Genomic DNA, 17,411 nt, shown 5'->3' on the forward strand with positions numbered 1-17,411 from the left:
ATATTTGAATAATTTTTTAATAATTATGGCAACAATTAACGTATATACAGAATCTACTCCAAACCCTTCGACAATGAAGTTTTTGGTGAATAAACTTTTAATCAATGGAAGTGTAGATTTTCCAGATAGAGAAAAAGCACAAGAGTCACCTTTCGCGCGCGAATTATTCAAATTCAACTTTGTAAATGGTGTTTTCTTTGCCTCTAATTTTGTGACAATTACAAAAACGGATGATGCAGAATGGAGTGATATCGAAGCACTATTGAAAGAATTTGTGAAAGGTGCCGTTGAATCGGAATTGAAAATCCAAGAGGTTGCAAAAGATGAAGATGTAACTTTTGAAGGTACGGATACAGAAATCAAAATTCAACAAGTATTACACGATTATGTAAGACCTGCTGTAGAACAAGATGGTGGTGCTATTGCCTACAAATCTTTCGAAAATGGCACGGTAACTGTCGAATTAAGAGGTTCATGTAGTGGCTGTCCTTCTTCGACTATTACGTTGAAATCTGGTATTGAAGGATTACTAAAACGTATGGTTCCTGAAGTTGAAGAAGTCGTAGCAGAAGCTATGTAATCGGAATCCAAGATATTATATTCGTAAGAAGGCTTAGTAAAACTTTACTAGGCCTTTTTTATGTAGTTTTCCAATCCATTGATTAACTTTAATAAATTATTCACTCTGCATGAAATATATAGGCTTACTCATCACAATTTTTCTGTTTATACGCTGTACAACAAATATTGAAGTTGATCTAATTGTACACAATGCAAAAGTATATACAGTCGATTCTACTTTTACAATTCGAGAAGCATTTGCCGTAAAAAATGGTATTTTCATCGATATTGGTACGAGTAAACAAATATTAGCACGATATAAAGCCAAAGAAATTATTGACGCACAGCAAAAACCGATTTACCCAGGATTTTATGATGGTCATGCACATACATTTATGTTGGCCGATTACTTGCAACAAGTAGATTTGGTCGGATGCAAATCCATAGATGAACTTATTTCTAAAGTGCAAGAGTATAGAAAAAAGAACCCTGAAACAAAATGGATATTAGGTGGTGGATGGGATCAAAACCTCTGGCCTGAAAATGCATTTCCGCACCGCGATACATTAGATAAATATTTCCCTGATATTCCTGTATTTTTACATCGCATCGATTACCATGCAGCTATTGCTAATTCAGAAGCCTTGCGTATTGCACAAATAGACACTGTAATAAATGTAGAAGGCGGAAAAATAGATGTTGATTCTGCTCAACGTATTACAGGTGTTTTGATAGATAATGCGATGGCACTTGTGACAAAATATATTCCTGCTGGAAATGAAATAAATATTCTTCAAAAACTAAGACAAGCGCAGGATTCTTTGTTTTCTGTGGGATTAACATCTGTCGTAGATGCGGGTTTAGATACCGAACAGTTGGAATTGCTAAAGAAATTTTACGAACAAGATTCTTTAAAAATTCGCAATTATGCAATGCTATTTGCCGAACCACATAATATTTCAAAATACATCAATGAAGGAATTTATGAATCCGATAGACTTAACATCAAAGCGATAAAACTAATGGCTGATGGCGCATTGGGATCACGTGGTGCCTGCCTTTTGGAAAATTACAGTGATGATAGCACAAAAGGTTTTCTGTTACACTCTCGAGCAGAATTCGAAGAATCTTTAGCCCTCTTAGCCAACTCTCCTTTTCAAGTAGCAATTCATGCGATTGGGGACTCGACAAATAGAATGCTGTTGGATATTTATGGTGCACTGAATGTGAAAAGCAAAAGATGGCGTATCGAACATGCTCAAGTGGTACATCCCTCAGATTTTATCAAATTCAAAACGTTTAATATTATTCCATCTATTCAACCTACACATGCAACTTCTGACATGGGTTGGATCAATGATAGACTCGGTGCAGAAAGAGCTAAAGGAGCGTACGCTTATAAAAAATTAGTGGAAGCGTACGGCAAAGTAATTATAGGCACCGATTTCCCTATTGAGCACTTCAATCCATTATACAGTTTTCACGCAGCTGTAACGCGTCAAAATGCATTGAGCTTACCTAAAGAGGGTTTTCAAATTGACCAAGCACTTTCACGAGAAGAAGCGCTTCGCGGAATGACTATCTGGGCTGCATTTGGTGCTTTGCAAGAGAAGAAACGTGGTTCTATTGAAAAAGGGAAAGATGCTGATTTTGTAATGCTAGAAGATGATATTATGACCGCAGAAAACAATAAATTGAGAAATATCAAAACCCTTCGAACGGTTATCGCCGGAGAATCGGTTTACATAAAACCCTAACAAAAAATGGAGCTCATAAGCTCCATTTTTTTATTGCATATCGAATAAATGTTTTTCCGCATGGTATGAAGAACGAACCAAAGGACCCGATTCTACATATTTAAAGCCCATTTCCAAACCTATTTGTTTGTATTTATCAAATTGTGCAGGCGTAATCCAATCAATCACCGGATGATGTGCTTTCGTCGGTTGAAGATATTGACCTAAAGTCAAAATATGCACACCAACGTTATACAAATCTTGCATCGCTTCGATTACATCTTCTTCCGTCTCTCCTAGCCCAAGCATAATACCTGATTTTGTTCGTAATCCTGCTTCTGAAATACGACGAAGACATTCTAAAGAACGATCATATTTCGCCTGTATGCGAACTTCTCTTGTTAAACGACGAACAGTTTCTAAATTGTGTGAAACAACCTCAGGACGCACAGCAATTACGCGTTCCAAATTCTCCCATTGACCTTTAAAATCAGGAATCAACGTCTCTAATGTCGTTTCAGGACTTTCGCGACGAATAGCATTAATAGTTTCTGCCCAAATCGTAGAACCACCATCTTTCAAATCATCACGATCCACCGAAGTAATTACACAATGTTTTACCTGCATCAATTTCACGGAATTCGCTACACGATTCGGCTCATCCATATCCACAGCCAATGGTCGACCTGTTGCTACCGCACAGAATGAACATGATCGTGTACAGATATTCCCCAAAATCATAAATGTAGCCGTTCCAGCTCCCCAACATTCACCCATGTTAGGACAATTGCCACTCTCACAAATCGTATGTAATTTATGCTCGTCTACTAAATTACGAACATGACGATACTCTTTTCCTACAGGAAGCTTTACACGCAACCAATCAGGTTTGCGCTGTGTCTGTTGGACAGGTATAACGGGTAGTTCTATCATAAGCACAAATGTAAGCAAACTTTGCAAAATCTATAAATGATAATTTATTACTGCAATCATCTATTTGTAATATTCGAAACCACTGTATAAAAAAAAGCTTTCCAAAAATTGGAAAGCCTTTAAATAATAAAAATAATTTACCTAAGTAGTGATATTAAAATTCAAATCCTACACCAAACGATAATACTCTGTTCTTAACATCATTTGAAGGAAACTTGTCTCCAGCAATATTAGTAAGACCTAGTCCATAATTAGCGTTAATCAAGAAACCACCAGGCAATTTCACTCCAGCAGTAATATTAGCACCAAAATCAACCCCTTTCAATGTTTCATCCTTACCGAACTTAAATTCATTCAGAGTAGTTGATGCAAAATCTCCATCACCTGATATTCTATCGAATTTATTTTTTCCGCTCACACCAAAACCCACATATGGACCAGCACCTAATTGTAATTCAGCAGCGCCTACTGGAAGTTTACCTACAAAGTTAACAGGAACTTCAATCCACATAGTATTTTGATTAACTTCGTAAGTAGTTCCAGCAAATTTGTAATCTACTAAAGTAGCACCTTTTCCTTGTAATGAAATACCTGGTTGGATAGCAAAATTTGGAGTTACATTAGCATTCAAATAACCAGTAATATAAAAGTTAGTTGCTGATTTTGTATCTGATAAATTATCAGAAGTACCGTAGCTATACGATGGAAGTGTAACACCTGCTTTTAATCCATAACCAGTTTGAGCTTGTGCTCCCGCTGCCATTAATATTGCCGCACCTAGAGATAGTAAAACTTTTTTCATGCCTTAATATATTTAATTTAAATTATGCTGTTACCCTGAATCCCAAATGAGTAACATATCCCAAAGGCATTTGCAAATTTGATACCAAAAATTAAAGATTGGATATTTATGTTTTATTTGAATTTATTTTTGGCAATTACAAAATTAAGAGTTACTTTTGCACACCCAGTAAGGGAAAGGGTCGGATGGCCGAGTGGCTAGGCAGAGGTCTGCAAAACCTCCTACAGCGGTTCGAATCCGCTTCCGACCTCGTTTAAAACGTAATATAAAATATTAAATACAATGGGAGTTACACGTTTAAAAAGAAAAGATAGAAGAAACAAAACTGTTTCACGTGTTGAAGTTCAGTTTTTGAAATTAGGCCGTAACATTGAACTAGGTTCTCGTTCACAAATGCCTAAAAAAAGTCAAATCGTTAAAAATGATGAAATCTTAAACAAATTAGCTGCTGACGCTAAATAGTTTTATTTCATTTCTATGATATAAAAAAGGTTTACATTCACTTGTAAACCTTTTTTATTGTTCTGAAAATTTATCAAACAAAGAAAATCCCATATCGAATGATATGGGATTAAATATTTCGAAAGAATTTATTAGTCCTGAATAGCAGCAATACCAGGTAATACTTTACCTTCCATGTATTCCAATAGCGCACCACCACCAGTACTTACATAGCTAACATGCTCTGTCATATCAAATTTGGCAACCGCAGCCGCTGAATCACCCCCACCGATTAATGAGAATGCGCCTTGCTCTGTCGCTAACACAACAGCATCAGCTACAACTTTAGTTCCTGTAGCAAAAGTGTCGAATTCAAAAACTCCCATAGGGCCATTCCACAATAATGTTTTCGAAGCTGAGATTACTTCTGCAAAATGCTTTGCAGATTCTGCACCGATATCTAGACCTTCTAATCCAGCAGGAATTTGGTCATTAGGACCATCGTAAACATTTGCATCATTTGAAAACGCATCCGCAATTTGTGCATCTGTAGGCAATACTAAATTAACACCTTTCGCTTCCGCTTTCTTTACTAACTCATTTGCTAAATCCAATTTATCATTTTCACAAAGTGAATTACCAATCTCGCCACCGCGCGCTTTTACAAAAGTATAAGCCATACCGCCACCAATGATTAAGTTGTCCACTTTATCTAATAGTGCTTCGATTAATTGGATCTTATCAGAAACTTTAGCTCCACCCATAATAGCTGTGAATGGACGCTCAGGATTGTTTAATACTTTTTCTGCATTCTTTAATTCAGACTCTATTAAGTAGCCAAAGTATTTTGCATCGCCAAAAAATTGTGCAACAATAGCAGTAGAAGCGTGAGCACGGTGAGCTGTACCAAATGCATCATTCACATATACATCGCCCAATTTTGACAATTTCTCTGCAAAATCTTTATCACCTTTTTCTTCTTCTTTGTAGAAACGTAAATTTTCTAACAATAAAACTTCACCAGCTTTTAAGTTTGCAGCTTTATCAATTGCTTCTTGTCCTATACAATCATTTGCAAACTGTACATCTACACCTAATACTTTAGATAAATGAGCTACGATATGGCGCAAAGAGTATTTATCCGTAGGTCCATCTTTTGGTCTACCTAAGTGAGACATTAAAATTACAGAACCACCGTCATTTAATATTTTTTTAATAGTCGGGGCTGCACCTTGGATACGGTTATCGTCCGTGATATTGAAATTTTCATCAAAAGGAACGTTAAAGTCCACACGAATTAATGCTTTTTTACCCGAAAAATTAAAGTTGTCAATTGTTTTCATATTCTTTTCCTGTAATCAAGAGGTTTTAGACATATTGTTAAACAATATTTACCCTTGAAATGTATTTTTTTAGTTAAGTTGATTAAAGGTGTAAATATATAAAAAGCAAAGAAATATTTATATCTCTTTGCTTTTTAGTATTTAATAAATTTCTATAGCATAAGGTATTCGAGCTTGAATACCTGTATTTTGCATGATTTTTTGCAGCTCGCCAATATACTTTTGGTATTCGCCAAATTCTTCCCCTATCACATAAGCTTTTATTTTATCTTTTGATGTAGAAAGAATAGATGCAAAAGGTTCTTCTTTCGCAGGATATTCTTTAGTATAATACGAAGTAATTTTACCTTTTGATGCTGCAGCATTAATCGCAGTTTGCAAATTACCAATCTTATCTACTAAGCCTATTTCCAAAGCTTGATCTCCTGTCCACACACGCCCTTGTCCAATACTATCAACCTGCGCAACAGTCATATTGCGACCTTTTGCTACACGATCCATAAAAGTACCATAGATTTTATTGACCTCAACCTGAATAATTGCTTTCTCTTCTTCAGTAAGTGGTTTATCCATACTTCCCATTAGGCTTGCATATTTTCCAGTCTTAACCTCTTCAAATTTGATCCCCAATTTATTATTCAATAAATTTTTAGCATTCGGAATCAACCCAAATACACCGATAGAACCAGTTAGAGTCGATTTTTCAGCAAAGATTGAGTCAGCCGCAGCTGCGATATAATAACCACCTGAAGCAGCATAATCTCCCATAGAAACAACTACAGGTTTAACTTTTTTTGTCAATTCCACTTCTCTCCAAATAATGTCTGAAGCTAAGGCAGAGCCACCTCCTGAATTTACACGCAAAACAACTGCCTTCACCTTATCATCTTGGCGTATCTTGCGCAATTCACGTGAAATTTTATCTCCACCTATTTGACCTACATCCCCTTCTCCATCTACTATATCTCCATAAGCATACAATACAGCAATTTCATCAGTTCCTTTACTATCTGCATTTTTACCGCCATATTTAGTGATAGATACTATAGAAATATCATCCTTTTCTTTAATGTCTAGACGCTTTTTGATATCAGTAATAAGCTCATCTTTGTACAATTTGGCATCAATGAATTTATATTTTAATGCATCATCTGCATTACGAATTGCGTAAGTATCTGCATATTGAAGTAATGAATCTTTACTTATTTTTCTTCCAGCAGACAAATCATCCAAAAATGCATCATAAATACTTTTTAGGTAAGAGTTAACTTGAAGTCGATTGGCTTCGCTCATTGAATTGAGCATAAAAGGCTCCACAGCCGACTTGTAAGTACCGACTTTGATCACCTGCATATCCACCCCCAATTTATCCAAAGCATCTTTCATAAACATAGTGCTCGAGCTTAATCCGCGAAAATCTAATGAACCTTGTGGATTTAAATAAATTTTATCAGCCACTGATGCTAAATAATATGCCTTTTGTGAATACCCATCAGAATAAGAAACAATAAATTTATCAGATTTTTTGAAATCAACTAAGGCATCACGAATAGCTTTTAATGTTGCGAAACCTGTCCCTACGGTGGTGGGATTAATAAAAATTCCTTTAATATTTGCGTCTGTTTTAGCAGCTTCAATTTTTGCAAGAATATCATTTAATCCTATTTCATTAGGAGATACTCCAAATGGTAAATCAAGATCAGCGAATGGATTTGATTCTGTTTTTTCAATAATGTTGTAATCCATTGAAAGATATAGCACAGAATTAGCCGGAGCAGGTACATTTGCATCTTTCGATGAACTTGACACCAACACAGCTATTAAAAATATAAAACCAAAGAACAATATCACACCTGTAATTAATACACCTGTAATAGTTGCAAGTACTTGTTTAAAAAAATTCATATGTTACCAGTAATTTAAGTAATAAATTTACAGCAATTAAATCTAAAACAAAGAAAAAATATAACATATGAGTATAGTTAATGAAATTTATATATTATTGGGTGCAAATTTAAGCGATCCAATTACACAGTTAGAGCAGGCAAGAGAATTATTAAAACAGAAGCTAGGAAATTTAGTCAAAGAATCGTCGATTTATCAATCAGAAGCTTGGGGTGTAGAAGATCAACCCGTTTTTTTGAATCAAGTTTTGCTAATAGAAACGGATAAATCAGCAGATGAAAGTTTATTAATCTGTCAAAATATTGAAAATGAATTGGGGCGCATTCGAAAAGAAAAATGGGGCGCCCGGCTGATTGATATTGATATCTTATATTTTAACTCTGAAATCATCGATAAGCCATTGTTAAAGATTCCACATCCCTATATACAAGATCGAAAATTTACACTTCAGCCACTTTGCGAGGTAGCTAACAGCTACAAACATCCAAAATTAAATCTTACTAATGAACAATTATTATTAATTTGCAAAGATAACCTTGAAGTTGTAAAAATCTAGAGAAATGAGTTTCAAAATTATAAATCTGGACACTATCAAACAGTCCATGATGGGGAATGAAGAGCTGATTAGGCAGTTGGTTGATTTGTACATTGTACAATCGCCTACTGATTTCAAGGCCCTAGAAGATGCTATTATTTCGGGCGAACTTGATCTCATTCGAGAGCGAGCACACCACATAAAGCCCACAATGCAATACATCGGTGCAGAAAATTTATTACAACATTTTCAAATTTTAGAGGCTAAAGCAAAAGAGCGCGTTTCAATTGCTGAAATCGAAGATATATTTCTTCAAATCAAACCTAAATTCCAGCTTATGTTGGACGAACTTCACAGCCTATCAACTAGCTAACTCATATTAGCTCTTCCCATAATAGATTTTAATTAACACTTATAAATCTATTATACTGTTTATCAGAAGCTAACTACAAGCTTAAAGTAATCCTAAAAAGGAGCAAATCTTATGCGATATTTTTAATAAGTTTGTATTGGAATAGAATACATTTACATGGCATATAAGGGCAATTCATTTAAAAATAATACGCAAAATAAAAGTTCGAGGGAATCGAAAAATGCTGCTAAAACATCGAGTCCTAAAAGAGAGCCGATATTAAAGCCATTCAATACAATAGACTTCTCCGAGGGACAACGTAAAGCACTAAAAATAGCTGGTCTATTTTTAATTTTATGTTCATTCTTATTAGCTGTAGCCTTCACATCCTATTTGTTTACTTGGAAAGAGGATCAAAGCTATATCAGTGCAACTAATGGTTCGTGGAGTACACTCTTTGGAACTAATGAAGAATTGGCTGAAGAAAGTGTAGAATTACCAGTTGTAGAAAACAAATTGGGTAAATTAGGTGCATTGCTTGCCAATCAATTTATTTTCGAATGGTTTGGAGTAGCCTCCTTCCTATTCGTTTTTTTAGCATTTGTACTCGGTTACAAATTATTATATCAGAAATCATTACTTCCTATTTGGAAAACTATTCTTTATTCTATCATCGGTATAATTTTCTTGTCAGTCACATTAGGTTTTATTCAAGATTATATTGTTGAAACACCACATATATTAGAAGGTAAATTTGGATATTGGACAAATCAATTGTTGAATGCGCAAATTGGAAAATTTGGCGTTGGAGGTATTATTATATTCGCATATTTGGTGGCTCTGGTCTTGATTTACAATTTAGATCTAAAGTTGGCGATAACTAATTTAGCACCATCAAAGGATGAAGCACAGGATTATGATCTTGAAGAGGAGAAGCCAATTGTTAAATCAAATGTGATACAGACTGTGCCAAAAGATGAAGAAGATAATGAACAGGAAGACAACATTGACGGTGCAGTAATCGAAGTTTCGAATACCTTGCGGAATATACGTACGGATGCAACAATACCTACTGTCAATGATCGCTATGCACACTTGAATGATCCTGATATAGATGAAGATGAAGCTGATTTGGACGATGAAGAAAACGCGGCAAGCGTAACGTTCGAAACAAAGGAACCAGAAATTAATGCAGAGAGCGCCAATTCAATTGATTTATCTGTGAACGCTCCTTTAGTAATTGAGCCTGTGGCTACTGATGAACTCGTCGAAGAAGTTGCCTTGGCTGTAACAGAAGTAAAAGAAGAAAAACAAATTACGGCAAATGATCTTGTGGCTCAATTTGGCGAATATGACCCTAAACTTGATTTGTCAGGCTACCAATATCCTACTTTAGATTTATTGAAAGAGTATGGAACGGGTAAAATCACGATTAATCAACAAGAGTTAGAAGCGAATAAAAATCGTATTGTAGATACCCTACGTAACTACAATATCGAAATCGAACATATTAAAGCGACAATTGGACCTACGGTTACATTGTATGAAATCATCCCTAAACCGGGGGTCCGTATCTCAAAAATCAAGAATTTGGAAGACGATATCGCTTTAAGCTTAGCGGCTTTGGGTATTCGTATTATCGCGCCTATGCCGGGTAAAGGAACTATCGGTATTGAAGTGCCCAACAGCTCACCTGAGATGGTCTCCATGCGTTCGGTAATTGCTACTGAAAAGTTCCAAAAAACGGATATGGACTTGCCTATTGCATTGGGTAAAACTATTTCAAATGAAGTATACATAGCAGATTTGGCTAAAATGCCTCACCTGCTTGTAGCTGGTGCTACAGGTCAAGGTAAATCTGTAGGTATCAATGCTATTTTGACTTCATTGTTGTACAAGAAACATCCGGCAGAACTAAAATTCGTTCTTGTCGATCCTAAGAAAGTAGAACTTTCGCTTTTCAAAAAAGTAGAAAGACATTTTTTAGCAAAATTGCCTGGCGAAGAAGACGCAATTATTACTGACACCAAGAAGGCTATCAATACATTGAATTCCCTTTGTATTGAGATGGATCAGCGATATGATTTATTAAAAAATGCGCAGGTACGTAACTTAAAAGAATATAATGCAAAATTTATCAATCGCAGATTAAACCCTGAGGAGGGTCATCGATTCTTACCTTTTATAGTTCTTATTGTTGATGAATTTGCGGATTTGATGATGACAGCGGGTAAAGAGGTCGAAGCGCCTATAGCACGTCTAGCACAATTGGCTCGTGCCATCGGTATTCACTTGGTGATTGCCACGCAACGTCCTTCGGTAAATATTATTACGGGTACAATCAAAGCCAACTTTCCTGCGCGTCTAGCATTTAGGGTGTTGTCTAAGATAGATTCACGTACGATATTGGATTCGGGCGGTGCGGATCAATTAATAGGTCGAGGAGATATGTTATTGTCTTCAGGATCAGACTTGATACGTATACAATGTGCGTTTGTTGATACGCCAGAAGTGGAGGGTATATCGGATTATATTGGTGGTCAACGTGGTTATCCATCGGCATTTATGTTGCCAGAATACGTAGATGAATCTGGTGAAGGCTCAGGTTCTATGGATTTTGATCTCTCCGATAGAGACCAACTTTTTGAAGACGCTGCTCGTCTTATCGTCATGCATCAACAAGGCTCTACATCTTTGATTCAACGTAAGTTGAAGTTAGGATACAATAGAGCAGGAAGAATCATCGATCAATTGGAAGCTGCAGGTATTGTAGGTCCATTTGAAGGAAGTAAAGCAAGAGAAGTTTTATATCCCGATGAGTATTCTTTGGAACAGTTTTTAGAAACGTTAAGAAAAGATTAGTTACAATGAAAAAACTGTTATTATCAATTGCTTTTGTAGGAAGTACACTTTTGTCTTTTGCACAAACTGATGCTGCAGCAAAGAAAATTTTAAACGATGTATCTAAAAAATACAGCTCCTACCGTACTATTCAGTCTGATTTTAGCCTGAGCATTCAAGATGCGAATAAAAAGACGCATACGACAACAGGTGTGATGTATTTCAACAAACCGCAGAACCAATATGTTATTTCTTTGCCTGAGCAAGAAATTATTTCGGATGGCAAATCAGTTTGGAGTATTTCAAAAGATATCAAAGAAGTTCAAGTCTCAGAAAACGAGAACAATGGCAATACTATTGGTCCAAATAATCTTTTTAATTTTTACCAAAAAGGCTACAAATATGTATTGATGCCCGATGAGAAAATAGTAAGGCAAGGAAATACAGAATCCGCCAAAGTTATTGAGTTGTCTCCAGAAGACACAAAGACGAACTATTTCAAAATCAAATTGCGCATCAACAAAAATAATCACATACAGGATGTAACTATTTTTGACAAGTCTAGCAATAAATATACGTATACAATTAATACGCTCTATTTAGGTAAAAAGTTTGATCCAAAAATGTTTACTTTTTCGAAAGACAAATACAAGGATTATGAAGTTGTTGATTTGAGATAAACAAAAAATGCTAGTTTTAAAAACTAGCATTTTTTGTTTTATTGATTTGTGGTAATTAATTAAATATTTACAACTTTCATTTTTGGAACAAGCGATTTCATAATTGACCACGCAATAATATACGACAAAGCACAAATACTAAACATAATCGTATAGCCTGTTTCTATATTGCCTAAAGAATCGTATTTATCGAATAAATATCCACCTAACTTGGACATTACTACACCACCAATACCACCAGCCATTCCCCCGATACCTGTTACAGAAGCAACAGTAGTCTTAGGAAACATATCTGAGACAGTCGTAAAAATATTAGCTGACCAAGCTTGATGAGCCGAAGCACCAATACCAATCAAAATAACCGGAACCCAGAATGAGATTTCACCAAATGGTTGTGCCAATAATACTACAAGTGGGAATAAAGCTATAATCAACATGGCTTTCATTCTTCCATCGTAGGCATTGTAACCTTTATTGATAAAATACATTGGAAACCAGCCCCCCCCTATACTTCCAAACATTGTCATACTATATAATACAGCTAATGGAAGCATGATTTGAGTACCTGTCATCGCGTATTGATCTTTCAAGAAAGATGGTAGCCAAAATAAGAAAAACCACCAAACGCCATCTGTCATAAACTTACCTATAACGAATGCCCATGTTTGCTTAAATCCTAATAATTTGTGCCAAGCAATTGTCGGTTTAATTTCATTTCCTGATTCGTCTTCAGTTTGAATGACAGTATCACTATTAATATATTCCAATTCTGAAGCAGAAAGTCTTTTTTGCTTTGAAGGTTTTTCATAGAATATAAACCAAAATATCAACCATAAAAATCCAACCGCTCCTACAACCCAGAATGCAGACTGCCATCCCCATTTTACGGCCATCCATGGCACAGTCAAAGGTGCTAAGATTGCACCTACATTAGATCCCGAGTTAAAAATACCCGTAGCTAGAGCGCGTTCCTTTTTTGGAAAATATTCGGCTGTAGTCTTGATAGCCGCAGGAAAGTTTCCTGATTCACCAAAACCTAATAGAACACGTGAAACCATAAATCCTACTACAGAAATAGATAAACCTGTGATCCCTAATACACCTAAAATAGTTGTCGAGATCTCACCAATTTGTACGGCATACGCATGAAGTATAGCAGCTATAGACCAAATAACAATTGCCCAAGCAAAACCTTTCTTTGTACCTAACTTATCAATAAAGCGTCCTGCAAACAGCATCGCTATCGCATAAGAAAATTGAAATGCTGCCGTAATATTAGCGTAATCAGATTTACTCCATCCAAACTCTTCTTCAAGAACCGGATGCAATAAACTTAATACTTGTCTATCGAGGTAATTAATTGTGGTTGCGAAAAAAAGCAAGGCACATATAGTCCACCTATATTTTCCAATATTCTTCATAATATTATATTAAATAATTCAGTTATCGATTTTAATTTAAACTTCTAGCTTCCCAAGATTCCTAATTCCAAACCACGTAATTCAGCTAATCCTCTTAATCTACCTATTGCAGAATAGCCTGGATTAGTTACTTTACTCAAATCATCAAGCATTTGATGTCCATGATCAGGACGAAATGGAATAGGTTGATCGCGTTTTTGATTTTCCTCAAGAATTGCTTTCATGACGTTGTACATGTCTACATTGCCGTCCAAATGATCTGACTCATAGAAGTTGCCAATTTCATCGATTCGCACATTACGCAAATGTGTAAAATAAACACGATCCTTTATAAGCTCAAAAATGGCTAACAAATCATTATTAGGATTAGCACCGAGAGAACCAGTGCAGTAGCAAAATCCATTAAAAGACTTGTCAACTCCTTTTAAAAGCGCCTGGTAATTCTCGTAATTTGAAACGATACGTGGTAAACCTAGAATAGGAAATGGAGGATCGTCTGGATGAATAGTCATCTTGATTCCTGTGGATTCGCAAGTTTCAGCTATTTCATTCAAAAACCAAATTAAGTTGTTTCGAAGCCCCTCAGTACCAATATTTTTATATATCTCTATACTCGCTGTTAAATCTTCCAATAAGATTTCCTTTTCGGTTGGAATTCCCATTAGAATATTTTGGGACAAAGCTTTTTTGTCATCTTCAGAAAGCGTAACTATTTTTTGTTCAACTTCTTTCAAAATGATTTCATTATAATCCTGCTGCGCTCCTTCTCTTTTCAGAATATGAATATCAAATAATGCTAAATCTGACCAATTGAAATACAGTGCCTTTGAGCCGTCTTTCATTTCATATGCTAAATCTGTACGGGTCCAGTCCAGTACAGGCATGAAATTATAACAAACCGTAAAAATGCCACATTCAGCAAGATTACTTAGGGTTTGTTTGTAATTCTCAATATATTTTGCGGCGTCTGCTGATTTGGTCTTTATCGATTCATGTACCGGAACTGATTCTACCACTGACCAGACTAAACCTGCTGCTTCAATTGTATTTTTTCTTTCTAATATATCCGCAACAGGCCATACTTCGCCATGTGGAATATAATGTAGTGCAGACACGATACCTGTTGCACCTGCTTGTTTCACATCAGACAAACTCACCGAATCGTTCGGTCCATACCATCTCCAAGTTTGCTCTAATTTTTGTTTACTCATTTACCTAAATTATTAAACTCCAGACCATGCTGAAAACCCACCATCTACATACAAAATCTCACCGTTAATAAAACTTGCGGCATCACTTAATAGAAATACCAAAGCACCCTCCAATTCTGAAGGACTTCCAAGTCTTGAAAATGGTGTATTACGGATAAATTTTTCACCACGCTCGGTATAAGTTCCATCCGGATTAGTTACCAACGCTCGATTTTGTTCTGTCAAGAATACCCCTGGTGCAATTGCATTTACACGAACACCATCGCCATAGCGTAAAGACAACTCTGTAGCCATCCACTTGGTATAACCTACTATACCCGTTTTTGCAACCGTATAACCTAATACACGTGTGATAGCTTGATGCGACGAAAGAGAAGCGATATTTATAATCGAACCTTTACCCTTTTCGGCTATTACCTGTCCAAAAACTTGCGTTGGAATAATAGTGCCGTTAAGATTTAATTCAATTGCTGCTATCGTGTCAGACACACTTACATCAAATAAGTTTTTATCTGGACCAATAGTAGCGTTAGGCATATTTCCACCAGCCGCATTTACTAAGCCATCGATGGTACCCCATTTATCTAAAATTTCTTGCTTTGTTTTAATAATTTGTTCTTCTATCAATACATCCGCTTGTATAGCGATTGCTTCGCTGCCTAAAGATTCAACAAGACGAACACGCTCTGTGGCTTTTTCTGCGTTTCTTCCAATAATCGCAACTTTAGCTCCCGCTTCGGCTAATGCTTTCACGAATGACTCGCCGAGAATGCCTGTTCCTCCGGTGATAACAATGACCTTTCCCTTCAGGGAAAACTGATCCAAAATACCCATGATATGATACTGCTCTCTAAATAAGGTTTATAACTAACATAAAGGTGCTAATATCATGCTGGAATTAAAAGATTTTAACTGCATTTTTTTACGATAACGATTTCGCAAAATTAGAAGTGTAGTCTTCAAGGTATTCGTTAAAGTATTCGTAATTTGGATGATTATAAATCATTCCATGAATAATCCTACTAATCGCGTATTATGTTTTGGTGAATTGCTCATCCGTTTGCAATCCACAGCTGACTCCTTTTTTACTATAGGTCAAAATAATTTAAAAATATATCCTGGCGGTTCTGAAGCGAATGTCGCTGTGACTTTAGGGAAACTAAATATTCCTACTTCCTATTTTAGTGCTGCTCCTTATAATGCTTTAACAAAAGAAATTGAAGATTTATTGGAGTCAAACAATGTGGATACTTCCAAAATTTTACACCAAGGCGATCGCATTGGTTCGTATTATCTGCTTTCAGCAAATGGCCTCACGAATGGTGAGGTAATCTATGATCGCAAATATTCTTCATTTAGTAATTTGAAATCAGAAGATATAAATTGGGATAAATTATATGAAGGTATAGAATGGTTTCACTTTACGGCGATTACTCCAGCACTCAGTGAAGATTTAGCCATTTTGACTGAGAAAGCTTTAGCTGAAGCGTCTAAACGGAATATAATCATTTCTGTAGATTTAAATTATCGAAGTAAATTATGGCAATACGGAAAGAATCCTATTGACATCATGCCAAACTTAATCCAATACGCAGATGTTGTGATGGGAAATATTTGGGCTTCGAATAAAATGTTGGGAACGAACATTGATGAAACTTTTGACAGAAATACTCCCAAAGAAGATTATATCAAATTCGCGAATCAAGTAGCGCAAGAAACCTTCGAAAAATTCCCGAAAGTAAAACATATTGCCAATACATTCCGATTCATGGATAATCCACAGCACAATTTGTTTTATGGTACATACCATAATCGTGAAACGAATACATATTCTGCAACTCGACTAACAAATGAGGTTGTCGATCGTATCGGAAGTGGCGATGCATTTATGGCGGGGTTGATTTATGCTATAATAAAGAATTTAGCTCCACAAGAAATCATCGATACAGCAACGTCTGCTGGCTTCGAAAAACTTTTTGTAGAAGGTGATTTTGGAAATGGAAAAATATAAAAGATGAGTATACTAGAAACCATAAAACACTATCCTGTCATTCCGGTTTATTATAATGACGATGTAGAAAAATGTATCAATACATTAAAGGATTGTTATAAAGGAGGAATACGGGTATTTGAATTTGTAAATCGGGGTGAGAAAGCCCTCGAAAATTTCAAAGCGTTGTTAGCGTATAAAAATGAACATTTCACAGATCTAAAACTTGGAATTGGAACCATCAAAACTGCACAACAAGCAAAGGACTTTGCAGATGCGGGTACAGAATTCTTAGTAAGTCCAATTGTAAAAGCTGAGATCGCTGCAGTAGCAAAAGAATACAATTTAGATTGGATTCCGGGCTGTATGACACCTACAGAAATTGCCTTAGCAGAAGAATTAGATGCTAAATTGGTAAAGTTGTTTCCAGGTGATTCTTTGGGTGTTAATTTTTTGAAAGCTATAAAACCTCTTTTCCCAAACCTAAAATTTATGCCCACAGGTGGCGTAGACACAACACCCGAAAGCATCAAATCTTGGAGAGAAGCAGGAGTGTTTTCCGTAGGATTAGGTTCTAAATTATTTGCTGCTCCGACCGATTCTTCTAATGAAAATTGGTTAGCAGAAAGATGCAGCAAATTACTTGATTGGGCTAAATAA

16 protein-coding genes and 1 tRNA gene are annotated in these 17,411 nt (G+C 35.9%); 10 read left to right on the forward strand and 7 right to left on the reverse strand.

The window, feature by feature from the left end; translation table 11 throughout:
• The first annotated feature begins 25 nt into the window (after positions 1–25).
• Together FLS47_RS03860 and FLS47_RS03865 are read left to right on the forward strand one after the other, a co-directional pair.
• Positions 26–580, forward strand: coding sequence for a NifU family protein (locus tag FLS47_RS03860; RefSeq protein WP_149913076.1), 555 nt, complete (start codon positions 26–28; stop codon positions 578–580).
• A 109-nt stretch (positions 581–689) separates the two neighbouring features.
• Positions 690–2,318, forward strand: coding sequence for an amidohydrolase (locus tag FLS47_RS03865; RefSeq protein WP_149913077.1), 1,629 nt, complete (start codon positions 690–692; stop codon positions 2,316–2,318).
• Between the two features lie 30 nt (positions 2,319–2,348).
• Here the strand turns inward: FLS47_RS03865 and lipA are convergent, their stop codons facing one another.
• A complete protein-coding gene (lipA, locus tag FLS47_RS03870) occupies positions 2,349–3,230 on the reverse strand; it encodes a lipoyl synthase (protein WP_149913078.1) in 882 nt (293 codons plus the stop codon).
• Between the two features lie 154 nt (positions 3,231–3,384).
• Positions 3,385–4,032, reverse strand: coding sequence for an outer membrane beta-barrel protein (locus tag FLS47_RS03875; protein ID WP_149913079.1), 648 nt, complete (start codon positions 4,030–4,032; stop codon positions 3,385–3,387).
• Between the two features lie 179 nt (positions 4,033–4,211).
• On the opposite strand from FLS47_RS03875, the gene FLS47_RS03880 reads away from it, so the two are divergent.
• Positions 4,212–4,282 (forward strand) — tRNA-Cys (locus FLS47_RS03880).
• 32 nt (positions 4,283–4,314) lie between these two features.
• On the forward strand, positions 4,315–4,494 hold the full coding sequence (locus tag FLS47_RS03885) for a spore protein (RefSeq protein ID WP_149913080.1): 180 nt from the start codon (positions 4,315–4,317) through the stop codon (positions 4,492–4,494).
• 131 nt (positions 4,495–4,625) lie between these two features.
• Here the strand turns inward: FLS47_RS03885 and FLS47_RS03890 are convergent, their stop codons facing one another.
• Both FLS47_RS03890 and sppA read right to left on the reverse strand, forming a co-directional pair.
• Entirely contained in the window at positions 4,626–5,816 is a 1,191-nt protein-coding gene (locus FLS47_RS03890) for a phosphoglycerate kinase (protein ID WP_149913081.1), read from the reverse strand.
• Between the two features lie 141 nt (positions 5,817–5,957).
• Positions 5,958–7,721, reverse strand: coding sequence for a signal peptide peptidase SppA (gene sppA, locus FLS47_RS03895; protein ID WP_149913082.1), 1,764 nt, complete (start codon positions 7,719–7,721; stop codon positions 5,958–5,960).
• Positions 7,722–7,788: 67 nt separating this feature from the next.
• Here sppA and folK point away from each other — a divergent pair, with 67 nt between their 5' ends.
• The 4 genes from folK (at position 7,789) to FLS47_RS03915 (ending at position 12,129) form a co-directional block, all read left to right on the forward strand.
• Positions 7,789–8,277, forward strand: coding sequence for a 2-amino-4-hydroxy-6-hydroxymethyldihydropteridine diphosphokinase (gene folK / locus FLS47_RS03900; RefSeq protein ID WP_149913083.1), 489 nt, complete (start codon positions 7,789–7,791; stop codon positions 8,275–8,277).
• A 4-nt stretch (positions 8,278–8,281) separates the two neighbouring features.
• The gene (locus FLS47_RS03905) at positions 8,282–8,629 is read left to right on the forward strand and encodes an Hpt domain-containing protein (protein WP_149913084.1); all 348 of its coding nucleotides are present in this window, start codon (positions 8,282–8,284) and stop codon (positions 8,627–8,629) included.
• 156 nt (positions 8,630–8,785) lie between these two features.
• Complete coding sequence (locus FLS47_RS03910; protein ID WP_149913085.1) at positions 8,786–11,470, forward strand: FtsK/SpoIIIE family DNA translocase; 2,685 nt, start codon at positions 8,786–8,788, stop codon at positions 11,468–11,470.
• A gap of 5 nt (positions 11,471–11,475) precedes the next feature.
• On the forward strand, positions 11,476–12,129 hold the full coding sequence (locus FLS47_RS03915; protein ID WP_149913086.1) for a LolA family protein: 654 nt from the start codon (positions 11,476–11,478) through the stop codon (positions 12,127–12,129).
• 59 nt (positions 12,130–12,188) lie between these two features.
• Here the strand turns inward: FLS47_RS03915 and FLS47_RS03920 are convergent, their stop codons facing one another.
• Genes FLS47_RS03920 through FLS47_RS03930 form a run of 3 tightly spaced genes read right to left on the reverse strand, consistent with a single transcriptional unit; the run spans position 12,189 to position 15,595 of the window.
• Complete coding sequence (locus tag FLS47_RS03920; protein ID WP_149913087.1) at positions 12,189–13,553, reverse strand: MFS transporter; 1,365 nt, start codon at positions 13,551–13,553, stop codon at positions 12,189–12,191.
• 41 nt (positions 13,554–13,594) lie between these two features.
• On the reverse strand, positions 13,595–14,761 hold the full coding sequence (gene uxuA, locus FLS47_RS03925) for a mannonate dehydratase (RefSeq protein WP_149913088.1): 1,167 nt from the start codon (positions 14,759–14,761) through the stop codon (positions 13,595–13,597).
• Positions 14,762–14,773: 12 nt separating this feature from the next.
• Positions 14,774–15,595, reverse strand: a complete 822-nt coding sequence (locus FLS47_RS03930; protein ID WP_149913089.1) for an SDR family oxidoreductase — start codon at positions 15,593–15,595, stop codon at positions 14,774–14,776.
• 175 nt (positions 15,596–15,770) lie between these two features.
• Here FLS47_RS03930 and FLS47_RS03935 point away from each other — a divergent pair, with 175 nt between their 5' ends.
• Together FLS47_RS03935 and FLS47_RS03940 are read left to right on the forward strand one after the other, a co-directional pair.
• Positions 15,771–16,772, forward strand: coding sequence for a sugar kinase (locus FLS47_RS03935; protein ID WP_149913090.1), 1,002 nt, complete (start codon positions 15,771–15,773; stop codon positions 16,770–16,772).
• 3 nt (positions 16,773–16,775) lie between these two features.
• Positions 16,776–17,411 (forward strand): bifunctional 4-hydroxy-2-oxoglutarate aldolase/2-dehydro-3-deoxy-phosphogluconate aldolase, encoded by a 636-nt coding sequence (locus FLS47_RS03940; RefSeq protein WP_149913091.1) that lies wholly within the window; start codon positions 16,776–16,778, stop codon positions 17,409–17,411.

The organism is Sphingobacterium cavernae (genome assembly GCF_008520265.1).
Lineage (GTDB): Bacteria > Bacteroidota > Bacteroidia > Sphingobacteriales > Sphingobacteriaceae > Sphingobacterium > Sphingobacterium cavernae.